Annotated in this window: 19 protein-coding genes; 8 read left to right on the top strand and 11 right to left on the bottom strand. The window is 70.9% G+C overall.

Annotated features, from left to right (window positions below; genetic code table 11):
- Positions 1-48 precede the first annotated feature (48 nt).
- A complete protein-coding gene (locus WME85_RS32770) occupies positions 49-738 on the bottom strand; it encodes an energy transducer TonB (RefSeq protein ID WP_437827038.1) in 690 nt (229 codons plus the stop codon).
- An 18-nt stretch (positions 739-756) separates the two neighbouring features.
- On the opposite strand from WME85_RS32770, the gene WME85_RS32765 reads away from it, so the two are divergent.
- The gene (locus WME85_RS32765; RefSeq protein WP_437827037.1) at positions 757-3,060 is read left to right on the top strand and encodes an ATP-binding cassette domain-containing protein; all 2,304 of its coding nucleotides are present in this window, start codon (positions 757-759) and stop codon (positions 3,058-3,060) included.
- A gap of 119 nt (positions 3,061-3,179) precedes the next feature.
- On the opposite strand, the gene WME85_RS32760 is transcribed toward WME85_RS32765, so the two are convergent.
- A complete protein-coding gene (locus tag WME85_RS32760) occupies positions 3,180-4,574 on the bottom strand; it encodes an AAA family ATPase (RefSeq protein WP_437827036.1) in 1,395 nt (464 codons plus the stop codon).
- A 181-nt stretch (positions 4,575-4,755) separates the two neighbouring features.
- Between WME85_RS32760 and WME85_RS32755 the strand changes: the two genes are divergently transcribed.
- The 4 genes from WME85_RS32755 to WME85_RS32740 all read left to right on the top strand — a co-directional run bounded on the left by WME85_RS32755 (position 4,756) and on the right by WME85_RS32740 (position 8,140).
- A complete protein-coding gene (locus WME85_RS32755) occupies positions 4,756-5,505 on the top strand; it encodes a glutathione S-transferase (RefSeq protein ID WP_437827035.1) in 750 nt (249 codons plus the stop codon).
- Between the two features lie 170 nt (positions 5,506-5,675).
- A complete protein-coding gene (locus tag WME85_RS32750) occupies positions 5,676-6,284 on the top strand; it encodes a GyrI-like domain-containing protein (protein ID WP_437827034.1) in 609 nt (202 codons plus the stop codon).
- 272 nt (positions 6,285-6,556) lie between these two features.
- On the top strand, positions 6,557-7,261 hold the full coding sequence (locus tag WME85_RS32745) for an NADPH-dependent F420 reductase (protein WP_437827033.1): 705 nt from the start codon (positions 6,557-6,559) through the stop codon (positions 7,259-7,261).
- Positions 7,262-7,342: 81 nt separating this feature from the next.
- Positions 7,343-8,140, top strand: a complete 798-nt coding sequence (locus tag WME85_RS32740; protein WP_437827032.1) for an alpha/beta fold hydrolase — start codon at positions 7,343-7,345, stop codon at positions 8,138-8,140.
- 40 nt (positions 8,141-8,180) lie between these two features.
- On the opposite strand, the gene WME85_RS32735 is transcribed toward WME85_RS32740, so the two are convergent.
- The 3 genes from WME85_RS32735 to WME85_RS32725 form a co-directional block, all read right to left on the bottom strand.
- Positions 8,181-8,333, bottom strand: a complete 153-nt coding sequence (locus WME85_RS32735) for a hypothetical protein (RefSeq protein ID WP_437827031.1) — start codon at positions 8,331-8,333, stop codon at positions 8,181-8,183.
- 8 nt (positions 8,334-8,341) lie between these two features.
- Positions 8,342-8,962, bottom strand: a complete 621-nt coding sequence (locus tag WME85_RS32730; RefSeq protein WP_437827030.1) for an MFS transporter — start codon at positions 8,960-8,962, stop codon at positions 8,342-8,344.
- 418 nt (positions 8,963-9,380) lie between these two features.
- Entirely contained in the window at positions 9,381-9,959 is a 579-nt protein-coding gene (locus tag WME85_RS32725) for a hypothetical protein (RefSeq protein ID WP_437827029.1), read from the bottom strand.
- Between the two features lie 652 nt (positions 9,960-10,611).
- On the opposite strand from WME85_RS32725, the gene WME85_RS32720 reads away from it, so the two are divergent.
- From WME85_RS32720 to WME85_RS32710, 3 genes are all read left to right on the top strand, one after another.
- Positions 10,612-10,962: a DUF705 domain-containing protein gene (locus WME85_RS32720; RefSeq protein ID WP_437827028.1), complete on the top strand. Its 351-nt coding sequence runs from the start codon at positions 10,612-10,614 to the stop codon at positions 10,960-10,962.
- Positions 10,963-11,049: 87 nt separating this feature from the next.
- Complete coding sequence (locus WME85_RS32715; RefSeq protein WP_437827027.1) at positions 11,050-11,424, top strand: VOC family protein; 375 nt, start codon at positions 11,050-11,052, stop codon at positions 11,422-11,424.
- 95 nt (positions 11,425-11,519) lie between these two features.
- Positions 11,520-11,915, top strand: coding sequence for a GFA family protein (locus WME85_RS32710; protein WP_437827026.1), 396 nt, complete (start codon positions 11,520-11,522; stop codon positions 11,913-11,915).
- A gap of 87 nt (positions 11,916-12,002) precedes the next feature.
- On the opposite strand, the gene WME85_RS32705 is transcribed toward WME85_RS32710, so the two are convergent.
- From WME85_RS32705 to WME85_RS32680, 6 genes are all read right to left on the bottom strand, one after another.
- Entirely contained in the window at positions 12,003-12,494 is a 492-nt protein-coding gene (locus WME85_RS32705; RefSeq protein WP_437827025.1) for a hypothetical protein, read from the bottom strand.
- A 201-nt stretch (positions 12,495-12,695) separates the two neighbouring features.
- Positions 12,696-13,373, bottom strand: coding sequence for a DNA alkylation repair protein (locus WME85_RS32700; protein ID WP_437827024.1), 678 nt, complete (start codon positions 13,371-13,373; stop codon positions 12,696-12,698).
- A 32-nt stretch (positions 13,374-13,405) separates the two neighbouring features.
- The gene (locus WME85_RS32695; RefSeq protein ID WP_437827023.1) at positions 13,406-14,536 is read right to left on the bottom strand and encodes a sugar ABC transporter substrate-binding protein; all 1,131 of its coding nucleotides are present in this window, start codon (positions 14,534-14,536) and stop codon (positions 13,406-13,408) included.
- A 468-nt stretch (positions 14,537-15,004) separates the two neighbouring features.
- Positions 15,005-15,895: a carbohydrate kinase family protein gene (locus WME85_RS32690; protein ID WP_437827022.1), complete on the bottom strand. Its 891-nt coding sequence runs from the start codon at positions 15,893-15,895 to the stop codon at positions 15,005-15,007.
- Complete coding sequence (locus tag WME85_RS32685) at positions 15,892-16,857, bottom strand: pseudouridine-5'-phosphate glycosidase (RefSeq protein ID WP_437827021.1); 966 nt, start codon at positions 16,855-16,857, stop codon at positions 15,892-15,894. Before WME85_RS32685 ends, WME85_RS32690 begins: the two co-directional genes overlap by 4 nt.
- 186 nt (positions 16,858-17,043) lie before the next feature.
- On the bottom strand, positions 17,044-19,572 hold the full coding sequence (locus WME85_RS32680) for a catalase (RefSeq protein ID WP_437827020.1): 2,529 nt from the start codon (positions 19,570-19,572) through the stop codon (positions 17,044-17,046).
- Positions 19,573-20,043 lie beyond the last annotated feature (471 nt).

Raw genomic sequence — 20,043 nt, 5'->3', positions numbered from 1 at the left:
CGGGGGCGCGGGCGCGGGCTGGCGGCCTCGCGCCGGAGCTGCTCGAGGTCAGTCGACCGACGGCACGGTCGCGTCCACCCGGGTCGGCAGCCCGCGCGCGCCCGCCGGGGCGCGGAACGCCGCCCCGGACAGCTCTCGCCGCATGCAGGTGGCCGCCTCGTCGTAGCGGGGATCGGAGGCGCTCCCGATGATCGTGGGCGCCACGATGTAGCCCTCGGCGTCGACGTTGAACTCCACCCGGACGACGTCGGGCGGCAGGAGCTTCCCGTCCGGGCCGCGGCAGCGCTGCACGAGGTCCCAGTAGAGCTGCGCCCGCGCCGCCTTCTCGATCGCGGGGGTGGACATGTCGGCCTGCACCGCGGGCGCGCCGATCTCGACGCGCGACCGCGGGGCGGGCGCGGGCGTCGGCTGAGGGGGTGGCTCGGTCGGGCGCGCCGAGGGCGCCGGCACGCCGGTGCTCGTGCCGATCTTCGCGGCGGTCGCGCCGTCGCCCTGCCTCGGCGCGGCCTGCCGCGCGGCGGCGAGGATCTCCTCGAGGGCGTCCGGCTCGGCGGAGCTCGCCGCTGGCGGCCCGGCGGTCCGGAGGCCGGCGCTGCGGTCGGCCAGGGAGGGAGCGACGTCGCGCGTCCAGGCGGCGGGGGGGCCGGCGTCGGCCTGCTCCCGGGGCGCGGGCTGCGGGCGCTCGCAGGCGGCGAGCAGCGGGAGCAGCGGGAGCAGGACCACGAGCGCGGTGCGCACGAGGAGAGGGTCGATCGGATGCGCGTCGCGCGCAACGGCGCCCGCGGTGTAGCGTGGACGCGCACGTCGATGCGCGCGCTCCTGGCGATCCTGCGGATCGGTCTTCGCTCGCTGCAAGCGGGGCGGGTGCCGCACATGTCGGTGGGGGCGGCGGGGGCGGGCGCGCGCCTCGTCCTCGTCGTGGCGCTCTCGTCGCTCGCGGGGGCCCTCTCCGGCCTCCTGCCGGCCGTGGCGGGCGCGGCCCTCGACGCCGTCGTCGGGCGCGCGGCGAGGCCCTCCGGCGGCCTCGGCGCCGCGCTCGCCCGGCTGCTCGACGGCGCGCCGGCGGCCGTCGTGGTCCTCGCCGCGCTGGCGGCCACGCTCGCGTCCGCCTCGGTCGCGGTGCTGTCCGGCCGGAAGAGCTCCGAGCTCGCCGGCGATCTCACCGCCGCGCTCCGCGTCGCGCTCTTCCGCGCGGCGCTGTTCGCCTCGCCCCGGGACGTCGACGCCGCGGGGCGCGCGCTCGCGTCCGCCTCGATGGCCGGGCCCGTGCCGCGTCCGCGCGCCGCCGCTGGCAGCGGCGCCGGCAGCGGCGGCCGCAACGGGGGCAGCAGCGGCAGCGGCGGCTCCGACGTCTCGCCCGCGCCCCCCGTCCCGGCCGTCCGGGGCCCCGAGGTCGTGCGGCTCGCGATCGCGCGCGACGCCGGGCTCGTCGCCGATTTCGGTGTCGCCGTCGCCACCGGCCTCCCCCAGGCGGTCGCGACGCTCGCGGTGCTCGCCGTGGGGCTCGTCTCCAGCGGCATGGCGCTCGTCCTCGCGGGCGGCGCGGCGCTCTTCGCGGCCTCGCGGCTCGCCGCCGACCGGGCCTCCGGGCGTGTGGCGCGCGCGATGCGGGAGATGCAGCACGCCGACACGGCGGTCTTCGGCGCGGTCGGCGAGGCGCTCGCGGGCGCGGAGGACCTGCGCCTGCTCGGCGCCCGCGGCCAGGCCGTCCGCGAGCTTACCGGGGCCGCGTACCGGGTCGCCGACGCGCGCCGCCGCTTCGGCCAGGCGCTCGCGGTGTCCGGCCAGATCAAGGGCGTCTTCGCGGCGCTCTCGCCGCTCGTCATCGTGGCCGCCATCGCGGCCTCGCGCGGCGACGCCGGCGCGGGCGAGGTCGGCGAGCTCCTGCTCGTGGTGCCGCTCCTGATGGCGCGCCTCGAGGCGCTCGACGCGCTCCGCGCCGGCTTCATCGAGCGCGCCCCGCTGCTGCGCGCGACGCTCGCCCTGCTCCGCCTGCCGGAGCACCCGCCGCGCGCGGAGGGCGTCCCCGCCGCCGGGCCTGGAGGGGCCGCGGGGGCCCGGGAGCCGGCTGGAGGGGCCGCGGGGGCCCGGGAGCCAGGCGGCGGCGGCGTGGCCGGCGAGGCCGGCGAGGCCGGCGTGGCCGCCGTGGCCGGCGCGGCCGGCGCGGCCGGCGTAGACGGCGCGGCCGGCGTGGACGGCGAGGCGAGGCGTCCGCTGGCGATCGCGTTCGAGCGGGTCACCTTCACGCCGCCGGGCGCGGCCCGTCCGGTCCTCGACGACGTGTCGCTCTCGATCCCGCCCGGCGCGGTGGTCGGCATCTGCGGTCGATCCGGCAGCGGCAAGTCGATGCTCCTGCGCCTGCTGCTGCGGCTCGACGAGCCGTCGTCCGGCGCGATCACCGTGGGCGGCGTGGATCTCCGGCGGATCCCGCCCGAGGAGCTCCCGCGGCTCTTCGGCGTGGTGGGCCAGTCGGCGCGGCTGTTCGAGCGGAGCATCGGGGACAACCTCGCGCTCGGGCTCGAGCCTCCGCCGCGGGAGGACCGCATGCGGGAGGCGCTCCGCCAGGTGGAGCTCGATGAGCTCGCGCGCGCGCCGGTCGCGCCCGGCGTGCCGCCGACGGCGGCGGTGTCCGTGGACGCGGCGGTGCCCGCGAGCGCGGCGGCGCCAGCGGCCGCGGCGGGGGCCGCGGCGCGCGGCCTTGCGACCGAGGTGCGCGCCTCGCCGCCGAGCCTGTCGGGCGGCGAGGCGCGGCGGCTGCTGCTCGCGCGGGTGCTGTTGCGGGAGCCGCGCGTCTTCGTGCTGGACGAGCCGGAGGCGGGCTTGCCGGGCGCGACCGCCGAGGCGCTGCTCCGCACCGCGTGCGAGGTCGCCGGCGGGCGCACGGCGGTCGTGGTGACCCACGCGCCGCACCTGCTCCGGTCGACCTTCAACGTGCTGCTCGACGGCGGCAGGGTCGCGGCGGTGGGCACGCACGAGTCGCTGCGCGAGAGCTCGCCGCTCTACCGATCGCTCCTGGCGGACGCGCTGCAGCGATCCGCGGTGAGGGACGCGCCGCGGTAATGCGTGAAGGACTTCCCTGGGGCAGGGAGCGCTCGGCGTAAGATCAATGATCTTGAATGGTTCCGGCCTAGGCTCGACGCGCCGGCGCCCGGTGTGCTCGCCGGCCGGCGTCGGGCGGCTCACGCCGATATGGCGCTGGCCCCGAGCAGGCTCTGGGTGAGCTTGCCGCCTTCGACCGCGAGCTCGCGCAGCGCGGTGTCGATGTGCCGATCCCCGACGACGCGCCCGGCTCCCTCGTCGGCGGCGAAGAGCGCGGCCTTGCGCACGAGCTCGCGGAGGAAGGCTGCGCTCACGCCCTTCGTCCTCGCCACGAAGGCGTCGGGCTGCGAGAGGCGCAGCTCGAGCCCTTGGCCGTAGAGCTCGAGGAGGCGGCGACGGCAGTCCTCGTCGGGCAGCGGCACCTCGAGCGCCTGATCGATGCGCCCCGGCCGCGCCGCCAGCGCCGGCTCGAGGATGTCGGGCCGGTTGGTCGTCAGGATGAAGAGGATGTCGGCGTCGTCGGAGAGCCCGTCCATCTGGTTCAGCAGCTCGAAGAGCACCGCGTTGCTCCCCGCGCACTGCCGGGTGCGCTCCTCCGCGACGAGATCGACGTCCTCGAGGATCACCGTCGCCGGCTCGAGCAGCCGCGCGAGCGCGCACGACTGCTCGATGAGCCCCATGGCCCGCCCGGTCAGCAGGATCACCGTCCGATCCGGCATCTGCCCAGCGAGGTACATCGCCGTGAGCGTCTTGCCCGTGCCTGGAGGTCCATGCAGCAGCATGCCGCGCTTGAGGTGGCGGCCCATCGCCCTGAGCTCGCCGCGGAGCTCGGCGAAGCGGACGGCCTGGCGCTCGATGCGCTCGAGGAGACCTTGCGGCAGGATGATCTGATCCTTGCCGATGGCCGGCAGGTGATGAAACCGCACGTCGATGGTGCCTTGCTGCGGCTGCTCGAGGGAGATGACGCGGCCCCGGTAGATGCTCTGCGCCCGCATGGTGTTCCGCAGCTCGGCGAGCACCGCCTCCGCTTCCGCGCGCTCCGCGGCCATCACCTCCAGCATCAGGTTCTCGCGCCACCCCGCTGACCCGTTCACGTACACCACCAGGCGCTGCTCGCCACGCCGGACGAGGTGCACGCCGCTGCGGACGCAGGCGATCACCCGGGCCTGATCGAGCGGCAGGTTGACGTACTCGACGGGCCCGACGTCGATCCCTGCTCCCGGCCTCGCGCTCCGCGGCGCGGCGAGCTGCGCGAGCCTCGCCGTGAGCATCTCGTGCGGCGAGGCGATCCCGAAGAGCTCGGCCTCGCGCCCCGGCTGACCGAGGTAGGCCTCGAGAGCGAGGTGCAGGTTGGGGTGCTCGTACTTCGCAAACTGCTCGGACACGACCGGCATCTGCGCCGGATCACCGCCCAGGTGCTCGCGAAGGCGTCTCCGTATCTCCGGCTCCTTCGCGGGCGCCTGCGCTGTCATCTGCTCGAGGAACGCCTGAAAAGACGCGCCGAACGTCGACGGGTCGAGCCTGGGGTCCGTCATCTTCTGCACCTCCATCGACAAGGCTACTCGATCCGCAGCGGCCATGGCCCGCAGCGGCCATGGCTCTCGCCTCCGGCGATGCGACGCAGGATGCACCGGCTCGCGTGCCCGCGCGGGCCCCGGCGGACCGCTCGGCCTCGCGCCCATTGACCGCGGCCCTCGCCGGCGCGAGTGATCCGTCATGAACGCGCCAACGTACGAGCTGTATTACTGGCCGGGCATTCAGGGCCGCGGCGAATTCGTGCGCCTCGCGCTCGAGGACGCCGGTGCTTCTTATGTCGATGTCGCCCGCTTGCCCGCGGCGAAGCACGGCGGCGTCGCCGCCATGCAGAAGCTCATGAAGAGCCACGCGCTCGCGCTCGAGCCCTTCGCGCCGCCGTTCCTCCGCTCCGGCGATCTCGTGATCGCGCAGGTGGCCAACATCCTCTTCTACCTCGGTCCGCGCCTCGGCCTCGCGCCGGACGACGAGGCGAGCAGGCTCGGCGCCCATCAGCTCCAGCTCACCATCACCGATCTGGTCGCCGAGGTGCACGACACGCATCACCCCATCTCCGTCGGGCTCTATTACGAGGACCAGAAGCCCGAGGCCCTCCGCCGCAGCGAGGCCTTCCTCGCCGAGCGCATGCCCAAGTTCCTTGGCTATTTCGAGCGCGTCCTCGAGCGCCACGGCGGCCGTCACCTCCTGGGAGGCGCGATGTCCTACGTGGATCTCTCGTTGTTCCAGGTGATCGAGGGCCTCCGCTACGCGTTCCCGCGCGCCATGGCCGCGTTCGCGCCCAGGATCCCTGGGCTCGTCGCGCTGCACGACCGCGTGGCCGAGCGCCCGCGGCTCGCGGCCTACCTGGCCTCGGATCGGCGGATACCCTTCAACGAAGACGGCATCTTCCGGCGCTATCCGGAGCTCGATCCGGCGCCGTCGAAGAGACGATGAACGTAGATCGCAGCGCGTACCCGACGAACCGGCACCACGGCCCTCGTCCGCCTGCGCCCTTGACGAATCGTCGCGGCTGACGCGGCGGCCCATGCGTCGTACTCTGTCCACAGTTCCGCGTGGGCCGCTGCGCAGCTGAAATCTGGCGTTATCTATCATCAGGTGCATTCGTGTCGAAGGTTGATCTCAAGAGGGAACTCAAGCATCTCTACCAGGCATCGGCGAAGGAGGTGGTCCAGGTCGAAGTGCCGACATTTCAGTTTCTCATGATCGATGGCGAGGGCGACCCCAACACGTCGCGGGAGTATGCCGAGGCAGTGGAAGCGCTGTTCTCCGTTTCCTACACGACGAAGTTCATGGTGAAGAAGGGGGCGCAAGGAATCGACTATGCGGTCATGCCTCTCGAAGGCCTCTGGTGGTCGGATGACATGTCCGTCTTCACCTCCAACGACAGGTCAAGGTGGAAATGGACGATGATGATCATGCAGCCTCATTTCGTGGAGGAGGCGGTGATCCAGGCGGCCATGGTGGAAGTGAGGCGAAAGAAGGCGCTCCCCGCGGTAGGCTCGCTCAGGCTGGAGAACTTCACCGAAGGATCATGTGCTCAGATACTTCACATTGGCCCCTTCAATGAAGAAGGACCGACCATCCAGCGAGTCCATGATTTTATCGGCGCGCGCTCGGCGCTTGCAGGAAAGCACCACGAGGTGTACCTGAGCGACGTACGTCGCGCCGATCCAGCCAAGTGGAAGACCATCATCCGCCAACCCATGGAGTGATAGCCGACGGATCGTTCGAGCCGACGCTGCTTCGCGGCACGGCTCGACTCAGGCGTTGCGCGGGCGGAGCGGCGCGAGACGCCCCGGGGGGGCCCCCGCGGGCAAGCTCGTCCTGGGGCAGCGTCGTCCTGCGCGGGCCGACGGCGGCGCGTCGTGGTACAGCCCATCCCGACGTGAACGGCGCGAGCGATCGCCCGTCTGCGTCAGACGATGCACCTGGACCGCCGACGTCCGCGCTCGATCGCGGGCGGCTCGGCTCGAAGGAGTGACGAATGAAGATCGGAATCATCGGCGCCGGCTTGATCGGCGGGTCGCTGGCGAAGCTGCTCGGGAAGCTCGGTCACCAGGTCGTGATCGCGAACTCGCGCGGGCCGGACACGCTCCGCGAGGTTGCCGCCGAGACCGGGGCCACCCCCGTCACGGCCGCGGAGGCCGCGCGCGGCGGCGAGATCGTGGTCGTCACGATCCCCCAGCGCGCGGTCGTGGACCTGCCGAAGGATCTCTTCGCCGGCGTGCCCGCCGACGTGGTCGTGATCGACACCAACAACTACTACCCGGTCCGCGACGGCAGCATCCCGGCCATCGAGGCGGGGCAGGTCGAGAGCGCGTGGGTCGCCGAGCACATCGGGCGGCCGGTGGTCAAGGCGTTCAACAACATCTACTTCGAGAGCCTGCTCGCGAAGGGCAAGCCGAAGGGAACGCCGGGGCGCGTCGCGCTCCCGATCTCGGGGGATCCGGCGGAAGCGCGGGCGAAGGTCATGCGCCTGGTCGACGAGCTCGGCTTCGATCCGGTCGACGCGGGCGGCCTCGAGGACTCGTGGCGCCATCAGCCGGGTTCCCCCGCCTACATCCACGACCTCGACGCGCCTCGGCTGAAGGAGGCGCTCGCCGCGGCCGAGCGGAGCCGCATCCCCGAGTACCGCAAGGCCTCGGACGATTGGCTGCGATCGCTCATCGCGTCACAGAGCCCGAGCTGATCCGAGCGCAGGCGGAGTCGTCGGCCGCCTGCCTCAACGCGCCATCACACGCGCGAAGCCGCGGCAGGCAGGGAAAGTCTCATGACGATCTGGAACAGTGGCGTCTGCGAAGCGAACGGCATCGACATCCACTACCTCCGGACTGGAGGCGCCAGGCCTCCCGTCGTCCTGCTCCATGGATTGATGGGGAGCGGCGCCTGCTGGACTCCCCTGGCGCGGGCGCTCGAAGGTGAATTCGACGTCGTCATGCCCGACGCCAGGGGGCACGGCGGTTCGAGCGCGCCGCACCACGGGTACCGGTACGACGATCACGCGAGCGACGTCGTGGGCCTCATCCAGGGCCTGGCGCTTCCTCGTCCGGTTCTGCTCGGCCACTCGATGGGCGGCATGACCGCCGCCGTGGTGGCGAGTCGAGGGGCGGGGGTGATCCGCGGCCTCGTCCTGGTCGACCCCACGTTCTTGAGCCCCGAGCGCCAGCGCGAGGTGCGCGACAGCGACGTCGCCGATCAACACCGCCACGCCCTCGGCTTGCAGAAGTCTGACCTCGTCGCGCAGGCCCGAGCCCGGGACCCGCGTCGCTCGCCCGAGCTCGTCGAGCTTCAAGCCGAGGCGAGGCTGAAGACCCGGCTGGCCGCGTTCGACGTCCTCACGCCGCCCAACCCCGAGTACCGCGACGTGGTGAGCGCGATCGACGTCCCGAGCCTGCTCGTCCTCGGTGACAGCAGCCCCGTCGTCACGCTCGAGATGGCGACCGAGCTGCGGAGTCTCAACCCACGCGTACGGATCGCACAGGTACAGGGCGCCGGGCACGGCCTTCCATTTCAACAACCCGAGCGCCTGGGAGAGGTGGTCCTGTCGTTCTTGCGCGAGCTGGCCTAGGCGCCGCCATCGCGCCTCCTCGAGCGGTCCGCGGGGGCGGTCACTCCGGCTCGCCCTCGGCGAGCGCGACGGGCTGGTCGTGCTCGGTCAGGACGCCGCGCCCGTGCCACACCACCAGCACCGCATAGAGCGCCGCGAGCACGCGAAAGCCGCTGAGCAGGCCGAAGCGCTGCCCGAGCGAGCCGCCCGCCACCGCGCCGATCAGGCCCCCGGCCGGTCGACGAGCGGCGTGGCCGAGCGTCCGCGGCCGGGGGGAGCCCCGGAGAGCACGCGATCGCCGACGAAGACCGTCGCCAGCAGCCCGAGCCCGATCACCACGAACACGCCGGTGTAGCCGAGCAGGCCGAGGAGCTGCGCGCCGAGCATCGGGCCCACGAAGAACATGCCGAGCGAGTGGGACGCGCGCTGCCAGCCTGCCTTGCGCGGGCCGATGCGAGGGAGCAGGTGAAGGAACTCGGTCTGGGTCGCGACCATGCGAAACGGGTTGAGCAGCCCGAAGAGGACGACGCCCGCGATGAGCTGCCAGGGCCGGTCCATTTGGGTGAAGCCGAGCAGGTACAGCGCCGCGCCCGCGAGGCCGCCGAAGCGGAACAGCGGCCGGCTGCCGTGGCGGTCGATCAAGCCTCCGACCGGCATCGAGAGCAGCAGCATGCCGGTGAACTGCAGGCCTCCGACCAGGCCGATCTGCCAGGGGGAGGCGTGGAGCGAGGCGGCATACAGCGGCAGGACCACCTTGGCCACGCCGTTGCTCGTGCCCGCGAGCATGCCGAGCACCATGAAGCCGAGAAGGTAACGCTGGGGGAGAGGCGGCGAAGAGGTCATCACGCGAACCGAGGCGAGCGGCCGGTCGATCGGCGCGTTCGTCCGCCGCGCCGAATCGGGTGGTGCTGCCGCGCGGGCGCCCTGCAAATCGCGCTCCCGAGCCGGAGCAGGCCCAGGGCGGCCGCCTCGTCGCCCCTTTGCTGCTCCAGCAGCACACGCGCAGCACGCGCCCGTTGCTGGCGCAGCAAGGGGGCATCCGGCATAGCGGAATCAGGTCTTCGCAAGCGGACGTCAGGGGGCGGGCTCGGGCTGACGGGCATCGGCGAGGGCGGCGGTTGGGTCGTCGACGGCGGGAGGGCTTGGCGGCGGGATGCGCAGGGGCGCAGCGAGCCGGCGGCGGGGTGCAGCGCGCCGGCGGCGGGGTGCAGCGCGCCTCCGGCGGGGCATGAGGAGGTATGGCCCCTGCGCGCTCCGCGCGTCATCTCCTCGTGAGCCGCATGTGGCTCGTCATCGTCGTTGGCGACCGGCCGATCGTCATCGAGGAGCCCTGGATGCAGAACGCCTTGCCCCACGGCTCCCGGAAGTCGAGCGTGAGCGTCAAGATGTCACCGGAGACCGCCCAGGTGCCAGTCTCGGTCGTCGTGCTCTCGCTTCGCGCGGTCATGTCGCACACGCAATTCTCACCCACGACGGCGCACCTTCCCCACTTGTGCTCGGGATCGTCTTGATTCAGCGCGGCGTCCAGCTCTTCGCAAGTAAGCCGACATTGCGGCGGGTAGATTGTCGTCATCGATCCACTCGTGGTGCGGGTCATGACGTAGGTACCGTCGACCCGGAACTCGGCGGTTCCGCTCAGCTCGAGGTCGCTCACGTCGTACTGCGCGTCGCAGCCCTCGACGGGACTCCCGTAGGCCGACTGATCGAAGCACTCACCGTCGATCGTCCACGAGCCGGTCGGATCGCCGCCGCAAGCCGCGACCTCCTCGCACCGTCCGACGACGACGTCGTCATCCGAGCAGCCGCACGCGAACAGGGCTGACAGGGACAGGAAGAGCAAAGCAAAGCATGTTCTAGCGTTTGATTTCATCAGACCTCCCGATCACCGGGGCTGCGCAGGAGCCGGACGATGGTGACGAAGGACAACAACAGGGGTGCGCAGGAAGAGCGCGGGGCCGCGCAGGACAGGGACGAGTGTAGCGCAGGACACCAGCGGGACCGTGCAGGAGGGCCGACGGGCCGCGCAGGAAGGCCGACGGGCCGCGCAGGAGGGCCGACGGGCTGCGCAGGAAGGCCGACGGGCCGCGCAGGAGGGCCGACGGGCCGCGCAGGAGGCGCCGGGGCTTGTACAGGAGGACCGGCGGGCTGCCGCTCCGCCTGGTTCCCCCCGCTCCGCGAGCACCTCATCGCCGTGCGCGCCCAGCACGCCGTTGATGTCGCGGCCGGTCCCGGCTCGGAGAGGCGGCGACCGCCGCCGGTGTTGGACGGATATACCCCGTGGCGCTGGACAGCGCTTGGGCCTTGCGGCGCAGAGCCGATCCGTGAGATTTTCCGTGGCGGCACGTCACCAAAGGCGATGATCTGGACAGACCTGGTCCGGCGGCTTCGGTTGACCAATCGACGGATAGTCAGGCGAAATCACGCATGTTCTGACCATTGTACGGAGATGCCTTGACCATGGTCTGCGTCACCGGGTTGGACGGAAGGTTGTCATGAACGCGAAGCAGCTCGTGGCTTACGTAGACGTCGACGATACGCTCGTCCGCTCCTTCGGTTCGAAGCGGATCCCGATGTCAGCGGTCGTCGAGCACGTCCGCCAGCTTCATGAACAGGGAGTAGCGCTGTATTGCTGGAGCACGGGTGGCGCCGAGTACGCCGAAAACTCCGCGCGCGAGCTTGGCGTCGAGCGCTGCTTCATGGGTTTCCTGCCCAAGCCCAACATCCTCATCGACGACCAGCCCCCCGCCGGCTGGCGCGGCCTCGTGTGCGTGCATCCGAACGAAGCGGTATCGAAGAGCGCGCATGACTACGCCGTCATCGTCGCCGCCGGGAGAGGCGCCTAGCACGGCGATGAAGGTGGACGAGCTTCGCCCGCCGCTCATCGCCTGGTCGTCAGGCCTCGCGCAGGCCCACACACTTCAGGAGAAATCATGTTTGACCACGTCAAGTTCGGAGCCAGCGACTATGCGGCGAGCAAAGCGTTCTTCCTCAAGGCGCTCGAACCGCTCGGCATAGCTGTCGTCTCGGAGGGGCCACCGACGTACGGCGTCGAGCTCAGCCCAGGGGGCAAGTCTTCATTGTGCATCTACCAGACCGAGGAGAAGCCGGCGCACCTTCACCTGGCGTTCATGGCCGAGAATCGCCGGCAAGTCGAAGCTTTCTATCGCGCGGCTCTGGAGGCGGGTGGCAAAGACAACGGTGCGCCCGGTCTGCGTCCGCACTACCACGCGAGCTACTATGCAGCTTTCGTCATCGGTCCGGACGGGCACAACATCGAAGTGGTTTGCCACGAACCCGAGGCCTGACCCTTTCGTCGAGGGGACGTCCACAAGCGGGCTTCGCTCACTCGCGTCCGCCCCTCATGTCAAATTCAGGCGACGCAACCTACCCGAGCACCACGATGAGAAATCGCCTTGCAAGCTGCAGTTGCGGCAAATTGTCGGCCGAAGTCGAAGGCGAGCCGGTTCGCGTGTCCGTCTGTCACTGCCTGGCCTGCCAACGAAGAACCGGAAGTGTCTTCGGCGCCCAAGCCAGGTTCAGGCGAGAAAGCGTGAAGATAAAGGGTAGCGGTAAGGACTTCGTTCGAGTCGGAGACGAAGGAACAAAGAGCACCTTCACGTTCTGTCCTGAGTGTGGCGCCACCGTCTATTACGCCATGGCCGGGCACGAGGACATGATCGCCATACCGGTGGGAGCCTTTGCAGATCCGGACTTCCCCGGTCCAACGTACTCGGTCTATGAAGAGCGAATGCACGGCTGGGTGGTCATGCCGCAGGACATCGAGCACATGCGTTAGGACACCGAACAGAAACATCGCGCAGGCCGATGCCCTCCTCTTTGGCCGTGTGACCTACGAAAGGATGGAGGCAGCGTTCCGGCCCGCTCAGCCCTCGCGCGCTGCGCGGATCGCCTCCGCCAGCTGCTCTGGCGTGACCTCCCGGTCCTGCAGCACCGCCGCCGCCCAGGCCGCGACCTCGGCCGGCGTCCGGAAGATGTTCGGCGCGGGCCCCTGCGTCCCGCGGGCCTGCAGCCGCATCATGAGGGCGCGGACCGAGGCGGCGATGAACCCCTCGGCCTCGACGAGCGTGGCCATGCCCTTGAGGTACCCCCCGGTAGCGCTCGCCGCGCGCTGCATCGCCGCCCGGGTCGCCTCGTCGGGCGGCCCGGTGCGCTGGCGGGGGACCACGACCAGGAACGCTGCCCCTCCCGGCTGGCGCGCCGCCCAGGGCTGGAAGAGCGCCCGGGAGCGCTCGACGCCGGCGACGGTGGCCTGCCCGTGCCAGACGAGCAGCATGATCCGCCGCCAGGTCGCCACCACGTATGCGTCCGTCCGCTCCCGCAGCTCGACCTTCACCGACGCGGAGGAGGTCATCATCACCCCGATTGTCCTCCCCGCGGGGTGGCCACCGCAAGGCCCCGGCGTGTCAGGTAGCAGCTTGGCGTCGCAGCCGCGGCGAGGCAGCTCCTCCCAGAGCGCCTGCGCCATCAGCCGCCAGCCCGCGCGCGGGCCGGTGCGACACATCACCGACAGCCTGTACCCCCTCGCCACTGGCAAACGCTATGCGAGCCGGCTCACTCACCGGCCCCGCGTCTTCTCGGCCTTCTGCCGCCGCACCATCTCCGCGATCCAGACCGGCGCGAACGGCGGCGTGCAGCCCGGCGATGCCGGATAGTCCTTGAGCACCTCGAGCCGCTCGCCGATGGCCATTGCGCGGGCGCGCAACCCGGGGTTGCGGATGCCGATCTCGGCGAGGCAGTGGTTCATCGACCACTGCTTCGGGCCCGGCGCCGTCTTCATCTCCGCCTCGATCTGGTCGAGCAGCGCGGGGAGATCGAGGCCGGCAGGGCTCTTCACGACGCGGTCCGTCGTCAGGCTCCAGCCAGCGCGTCCGACCAGGTCGCTCGCGGAGTCCTTCCAGCGCACACGCAGCTCCTCGACGTGGCGCGACGCCTTCACCACGTTGACGATGAACCAGTCGAGCAGCTTGGGATAGCCGATCTCCCGGACCATCGCGTCCAGCTCGTCCGCCGACAAGGCCTTCGGCTTGAACACGAGCGTCGCCAGGAGGCGGGCGTCTGGGTCCCCGGTGCGCCACAGCTCGCCGGCCAGGGCGTGGTCAGCCTTCAGCTGCTTCGCGAGCGCGCGGAGCTGGGTGAGGTTCACGCCGTGGGCGTCTCCGGCGCGGGCGTTGACCTCGCGCATCTTCTCGTTGCACAGCGCGGCGAGGTCCCGCAGGACGTTGGTGAGGCTCATGGGCTGGAGCTAGCCGTATCCGCGGGCCTCCGCTACTGCCTTGCGTCGATGATGTCGAGGAAGTCGTTGTAGGCGTCGATCTTGTCCGCCGTGACCACGTCGAGGCCAAGGTTGAACCGGCTGTCGTCGATCATCCGCGGCGCGAGGACCCCCCTGGTCGCGTCGAGACCGAGGTTCTTGATGCCGTAGAGGATGTAGGGCACGAGATAGCCCTGGTAGTACTGCCGCTGGATGTGCGTGGCCTTGATGCGCCCCTCGCGCATGTAGTCGACCGTACTCGGATGGAAGTCGAAGGCGACGACGGGGAGGTCAGGCTTGCCCGCGGCCTCCGCGGCCATCACGCACCGAAACGCGATGTCGAACAGGCCGAGCAACCCCACGGCGGGCGGGTCCGCGGCCTCGATCTGCTCCTTCATCCCCTCGACGTCCTCGGCCTCGCTCCCGTCGCCCCAGGTGGCCTGACGCACCACGATCTCGTAACCGGCTGCCTCGAGCACCTCCCGGGCGCCCTGCGTTCGATCCGTCCCGTCGAGCCACGTCGGGTCGGCGTTGCCGTGGATCACCACGGTGCCCGGCGCCGGCGGCAGCATGGCGAGCAGGGTCTCCCCTGCCGTCGCTCCGGCAGCCCTGCCGAGGGTCCCGACGTGGAGCGCGCGCCTCGACGCCGCAAGGTCGTTGTCGAGCGTCACCACGTGGACCCCCTGCGCGACGGCGGCGTCGATGGCGGCCGCGTTGACGTCGCCGAACGGCGTGATGCCGATCGCTTCGACGCCATCCAGCAACACCTGTTCGATCTGCTGATTCTGGATCTCCATGTCTCTCTGCTGATCGCCCGTCGGCTCGAGGGACCCGAGCACGTTGCCGGTGACGTCGAGCTCCCCCATGGCGCGCATCGCGCCCTTGGCCATCGGCGCAAAGAAGCCGGTGACGGCCTTCAGCAGCACCGCTGCCTGCATCGGCTCGCCCGGCTCCTCGTTGATCTCGGCGACGAGGGCGTCGATCGTCGCCTCGAGCTCCACCGGAGTGAACTCGTTCTCGACCGCTGGCCTCCGTACGACGCGTGAGGCGCTCCCGCCGCTGTCCGAGGTGTCGTCCGGTGCGCACGCCGCCGTCATCAGCGCAAACCCGAAGGCTGCCACCCAACGTCGTCCAATCCTCGTCATGAGACCTCCTCTTCCGTGGGTCGTCCGGCCCCGCGCGATACCCCCGCGCGAGAACCGGGCTTGTGGCGAGATCACTCTCCGAAGGCGTGCCATGTGACGGACACGGGGGCGCGATCCACGAAGGTGTCGCACGATGTCGAGAGAAGAGACACGAGCCCCACGAGCAGCCTGCTCTGCTTGCTGCGCATGATCCGTTTGCTACGAGCGGACCACACGCCGGTTCGACCTGTCAAGAGCGCAAGAGACGGTCACGAGGGCCAGAACAGCCGCTCACGCGATCGGTGAACGACAGAACACAACCAGAGACATCTCGTGACGTGGCGGGTGGTCGCGGGCGCCATCGAGCTTCGGGGACCGTGGTAGGGCCTGCGGACCTTCTGCTCTCACACGGCCCTTCACGCGCACGGGCTCATCGCCCCTCACAGGCGCCGTCGGCCGGCGCCGGGGGCCAACGGCCCAGCGTGCTGTCTACTCCGGCTGCCCGCCCAGCTGCGTCACCGCCCTCGATCCCGCCTCGATCCCGCGCCGCAGGCACTCCGCCTCGCCCGCGCCCTCGAGCTCCGCGGCGATGAACCCGGCCGCGAACGCGTCGCCGGCCCCGGTCGTGTCCACCACCTCCACCCGCGGCGCCGGCTCGTCGAGGCGCACGCCATGCCGTCCGCCGACCGCCGCGCCCCGGGCGCCGCGCTTGACGATCACCCGCTCGAAACAGCCCCCCAGCGCGACCATCTGCTCGTCGAGGTCACCGGTGCCCGAGAGCGCCTCCGCCTCGTCGGCATTGGCGAGCAGCGTCGACATCCCTCTCGTCCACTCGAGGAACGTCCCGACCCCCACCTCCCGCAGGAAGCCCGCCGACGCGGCGTCGATGGCGACCGGGACGCCGCGGCTCCGCGCCTCTCCGGCGAGCCACAGCGCTGCCCGCCGAGGCCCTCCGGCGAACAGCGAATAACCCGAGACGAGCACCAGCCGCGTCTCGTCCAGGAGCCATACCGGCATGTCCGAAGGCTCGAGCATGAGGTTCGCCCCCCGGTCGGTGAGGAAGCTCCGCTCCCCGTCGGCGTCGACGAGGATGACCAGCACGCCCGACGGCTCCTGCGGGTCGGCCACGAGGATCGGGTCGACCTGGAAGCCCTTGAAATAGGCCTCCAGGCGCGGCTTGTCTCCAGCCCCTACCCGGGCGACGAACGACACCTTCGTTCCCATCGAGCCAAGCCACACCGCCTGGTTCGCCCCCGAGCCTCCCGGCCGGCTCTGGATCCTGGCGCGCCGGTCCGAGCCGCGCACCAGCGGCCCCTCGGGGCGGACGATCACGTCCGTCATCACGTCGCCCACCACGAGCACGCGGCCGGCCTCGCTCATGCCTTGGCCTTCAGCTTCGCCTTCCTGGACCCGAGCTTGCTACTCGCCAATTTGCTCATCGCCACCGCGATCTCCGCCGCCACCGCCGCGTTGTTCTCGACCAGAGCGATGTTGGCGAGGAGGCTCTCGCCCCTGGTGAGCTCGACGATGCGCTTCAAGAGGAACGGCGTCAGCGCCTTGCGGCTCACGCCCTCTGCGTCGGCGCCCTTGATCGCCTCCTCGATCCACGCCTCCATCGCCCTCGGGTCCACGGCGTGGCTCTCTGGGATCGGATTGGCCACCAGGACCCCGCCCATGCCGAGCTCGAACTGCAGCGCGATGACCCTGGCCGCTTCCTTGGCGCTCTCGATCCTGTGGTCCACCTTCTGCCCGCTCTGCCGCGCCCAGAAGGCCGGGAAATCCTCGGTCCTGTAGCCCAGGACCGGCACGCCGTTCGTCTCCAGCGTCTCCAGCGTCTTTGGAATGTCGAGGATCGATTTGGCCCCCGCGCAGACCACCGCCACCTGCGTTCGACTCAGCTCCTCGAGGTCAGCGGAGATGTCGAAGGTCGTCTCCGCCCCGCGATGCACGCCGCCGATGCCGCCCGTGGCGAACACCCGGATACCGGCCCAGGCCGCCGCCATCATCGTGGTCGCCACCGTCGTTCCGGCCATCGCCCCCGAGACCAGGAGCGCCGCCACGTCGCGCCGCGAGGCCTTCGCCGCCTTGCCGCCCCCCCTGGCCAGCCGCTCGAGATCTTTCGCCTTCACGCCGACCTTGAGCTCGCCGTCCATGATCGCGATCGTCGCCGGCACGGCCCCGTTCCGGCGGACTGTCGCCTCCACGCGCTGCGCCATCTCGAGGTTCTGCGGATACGGCATGCCGTGCGTGATGATGGTCGATTCCAGCGCCACCACCGGACGTCCGCCGGCGAGCGCTTTCCTGACCTCGGGCGAGATGGAGAGATGGTCCTTGACCGACACGGTGGAATCCTTTGGCTGCGAGGGGCTCTCGCCCAAGGAATCCAAACGGTCCGGAGACGTCAAGCCCCGACTGCGGGACCTGCTCTCGGTCGACAGGTGATGGTCATGTTCGACCCGGCCGCGAGGGCCTGGCGCGCCGCCCGGCGCGCCGCCCGGCTGGCCTGGCGGCGCGCCGGGCGGACCGGGTCAGACCGCAGGCGGCTCGGTCTGGCGTTGCCAGGCGCGGTGCAGGGCGATCGCCTTGACGAACGCCGCGGCCGACGCGGCCACCGCGTCGTCGGGCAGGACGAGCAGGCCCGGGTCGTCGTCCGCGCCGGCGGCGGCGGCCTTCACGCCCGCGGCCGCGGCGAGCGACGCGGCCGACGTCGGCACGAGCAGGGGCTTGCAGTGGCGGTACTGGAGCTGGACGAACTCGACCGCGAGCCCGTCGCGCGCCAGCGCCGCCGCGCCCGCGCCGGTCGGCAGCGCCGCCGCGTCGAAGAGGACGCTCGGGGCGGTCTCGAACGTGACCTCGACCGGCAGCTCGTCGCCCTCGGCGGTGCGCACCACGCCGAGGCGCTCACCGACGTAGCGGGGCACCGCGCCCGCCGTCAGCAGCGCGTCGTAGAGGGCGCCCGCCGCCGCGCCGCTCACGCCGTTGGCGAGGAGGATGGCGACGCGGCGGCCGAGGATGCGGCCGTCGCCGGGCCGGGCGAACAGCGACAGGGCCCCCGACACGGCGACCTCGGGGGCCTTGACGGGCGGCGCCACGACCGAGAGCGGCTCGGGGAGCTGCATGCCGAGATCGGCCGCGACGCGCGCGGCCAGCCCCTCGTCGACGTTCCGCACCATCGCGACCATGCGCTCGCGGATGGCCTGCGTCTGCACGCGCGTCAGCTCGAAGCGGAACGCGCGCGCGATGTGCTCGCGCTCGATCGGCGTCTGGCTCGCCCAGAAGAGGCGCGCCTGCGTGTAATGGTCGGCGAACTTCTCGGGCTTGCCGCGCAGCTTGGTCGGCTCGGTCGTGGCCTGTTGCGCCAGCAGCCGCTCGGCGACCGAGGTGAAGCCGCGCGCGCCGGCCTGGAAGGGGCAGCCGCCGGCGAGCGAGTTGGGCTCGTAGTTCACGCGACCGCGGTTGATCGTCTGGCGGTGGAACCCGTCGCGCTGGTTGTTGTGTATCTCGGCGACGGGCGCGTTGATCGGGATCTCGTGGAAGTTCGGCCCGCCGAGGCGCGTGAGCTGCGTGTCGAGGTACGAGAAGTTGCGCCCCTGCAGCAGCGGGTCATTCGTGAAGTCGATGCCAGGGACGATGTGCTGCGTGCAGAACGCGACCTGCTCGGTCTCGGCGAAGAAGTTGTCGGGGTTGCGGTTCAGGACGAGCCGGCCGACTGTCCGCAGGGGCACGAGCTCCTCCGGCACGATCTTGGTCGCATCGAGCACGTCGAAGCTCCACTTCTCGGCCTCTTCCTCGGTGAACGTCTGGATCTGCAAGAGGTACTCGGGGAACGCGCCGCCCTCGATGGCCTCCCAGAGGTCGCGGCGGTGGAAGTCGGGGTCGGCGCCCGAGAGCTTCACCGCCTCGTCCCAGTCGAGCGAGTGCGTGCCGAGCACGGGAGTCCAGTGGAACTTCACGAGCGTCGCCTGGCCGGCCTCGTTGACGAGCCGGAAGGTGTGCACCCCGAAGCCCTGCATCGTGCGGAAGCTGCGCGGGATCGCCCGGTCGCTCATCTGCCACATGATGTGGTGCATCGACTCGGGCATGAGCGAGATGAAGTCCCAGAAGGTGTCGTGCGCGCTCGAGGCCTGCGGCATCTGGTGGTGCGGCTCGGGCTTCACGGCGTGCACCACGTCGGGGAACTTCATCGGATCCTGGATGAAGAAGACGGGCATGTTGTTGCCGACGAGGTCCCAGTTGCCCTCGTCGGTGTAGAACTTCACGGCGAAGCCGCGCGTGTCGCGCACCGTGTCGGCGCTGCCGCGCTCCCCCGCCACGGTCGAGAAGCGCACGAACACCGGTGTCCGCTTGCCGACCTTCGCGAACGGCGCGGCCTTGGTGAGCGAGGTGATGTCCTCGGTACACTCGAAGTAGCCGTGCGCGCCCGAGCCGCGCGCGTGCACCACGCGCTCGGGGATGCGCTCGTGGTCGAAGTGCGTGATCTTCTCGCGCAGGATGAAGTCTTCGAGCAGCGTCGGGCCGCGCAGCCCCGCGCGCAGCGAGTTCTGGTTGTCCCCGACGGGCACGCCCTGATTCGTGGTCAGCGCCCGGCCGAGCGAGTCGGCGCGGTGCTTCAGCAGCGGCCCCTGATTCAGGTTCTTGCCAGGCGCCGCCTTGGCGCCGTTCTTTTCTGACTCGTTGCTCTCGGTGATCGTGCTCGCGGTCGCGTCGAGGTTCTCGGGCGTCGCCGTGGCACCTTGCGGCGGCTGTGACAATTTGCCGCGTAGCGCGTACTCGGCGGGTTTGTTCACATTTTCAGGGATCGCCGCGACGAGCGCCTCGGTGGCGTCGATCTTCGCGTCGAGGCGGTCGGCGGTCGCGAGATTGCGCACCCCTTCGTCGTCGCTGCTCGTCCCGCTGCCGAGCGCGGTCGCCGCGCGCTCGAGGAGGCTGCGTTTCGGCCGCGCGGCCCGCGGCTTCGCCGACGGGCCGCCCATGGACTGCTTCGCGCTGCCCGCGCCCTTCTCGTTCGGCGCTGGCTCTTTGGACGATGACTTCGCGGGGTCTTTTCGATCGGTCATGCGATGGCCTCCAGTCGGGAGCCGGGGCTCCCAGCAAGGAGCACACCAGCGCAGACGCCGGGCGACCGGCGTGCGGCTGAGCCCGTTGGTCCCATGCGCAGGGCGACCCCGGTGGCCCGCTCAGCGCTGGCCGTATTCGTCGTGGCGGCGGAACCAGATGCCCGTCTATGTGTGTCGTCATCGCTCTTCTCTCCCTCGGGGGCCTATCGTCGTTCGTGCCGTTCTCGATACGACGCGCTGGCTCTTGGTCGTGAGAACTTTAGGACCGGGCATGGCGCCGTGGGAGTAACAGGTGTGTCGGGGGCCCGAGGGACTCGAGCATCACGGCCGCGTCGCGTGAGCTCGCAAAAAACGAGCGTGCCTGACATCCTGCATTGTGGCCAGAGGCCGGAGCAGGGCTGTGGTATCCTGTTGCAGGAGGACGGCCCCGCATCCCTCGCCCGCGGCACCTTCTTTGCTAACCACTTGCCG

This window comes from Sorangium sp. So ce1153 (assembly GCF_051521595.1).
Classification (GTDB): Bacteria; Myxococcota_A; Polyangia; order Polyangiales; family Polyangiaceae; genus Sorangium.
The sequence above is the reverse complement of the archived record's forward strand: the minus strand, read 5'-3'. Positions and strand labels throughout refer to the sequence as shown.

Coding starts and splice junctions, on each gene's coding strand:
- WME85_RS32695 (WP_437827023.1), bottom strand. CDS start 14,536: ATGACGAGGATTGGACGACGTTGGGTGGCAGCCTTCGGGTTTGCGCTG.
- WME85_RS32730 (WP_437827030.1), bottom strand. CDS start 8,962: ATGACCTCTTCGCCGCCTCTCCCCCAGCGTTACCTTCTCGGCTTCATG.
- WME85_RS32765 (WP_437827037.1), top strand. CDS start 757: ATGCGCGTCGCGCGCAACGGCGCCCGCGGTGTAGCGTGGACGCGCACG.
- WME85_RS32690 (WP_437827022.1), bottom strand. CDS start 15,895: ATGAGCGAGGCCGGCCGCGTGCTCGTGGTGGGCGACGTGATGACGGAC.
- WME85_RS32740 (WP_437827032.1), top strand. CDS start 7,343: ATGACGATCTGGAACAGTGGCGTCTGCGAAGCGAACGGCATCGACATC.
- WME85_RS32680 (WP_437827020.1), bottom strand. CDS start 19,572: ATGACCGATCGAAAAGACCCCGCGAAGTCATCGTCCAAAGAGCCAGCG.
- WME85_RS32720 (WP_437827028.1), top strand. CDS start 10,612: ATGAACGCGAAGCAGCTCGTGGCTTACGTAGACGTCGACGATACGCTC.
- WME85_RS32760 (WP_437827036.1), bottom strand. CDS start 4,574: ATGACGGACCCCAGGCTCGACCCGTCGACGTTCGGCGCGTCTTTTCAG.
- WME85_RS32700 (WP_437827024.1), bottom strand. CDS start 13,373: ATGAGCCTCACCAACGTCCTGCGGGACCTCGCCGCGCTGTGCAACGAG.
- WME85_RS32710 (WP_437827026.1), top strand. CDS start 11,520: ATGAGAAATCGCCTTGCAAGCTGCAGTTGCGGCAAATTGTCGGCCGAA.
- WME85_RS32715 (WP_437827027.1), top strand. CDS start 11,050: ATGTTTGACCACGTCAAGTTCGGAGCCAGCGACTATGCGGCGAGCAAA.
- WME85_RS32755 (WP_437827035.1), top strand. CDS start 4,756: ATGAACGCGCCAACGTACGAGCTGTATTACTGGCCGGGCATTCAGGGC.
- WME85_RS32745 (WP_437827033.1), top strand. CDS start 6,557: ATGAAGATCGGAATCATCGGCGCCGGCTTGATCGGCGGGTCGCTGGCG.
- WME85_RS32705 (WP_437827025.1), bottom strand. CDS start 12,494: ATGATGACCTCCTCCGCGTCGGTGAAGGTCGAGCTGCGGGAGCGGACG.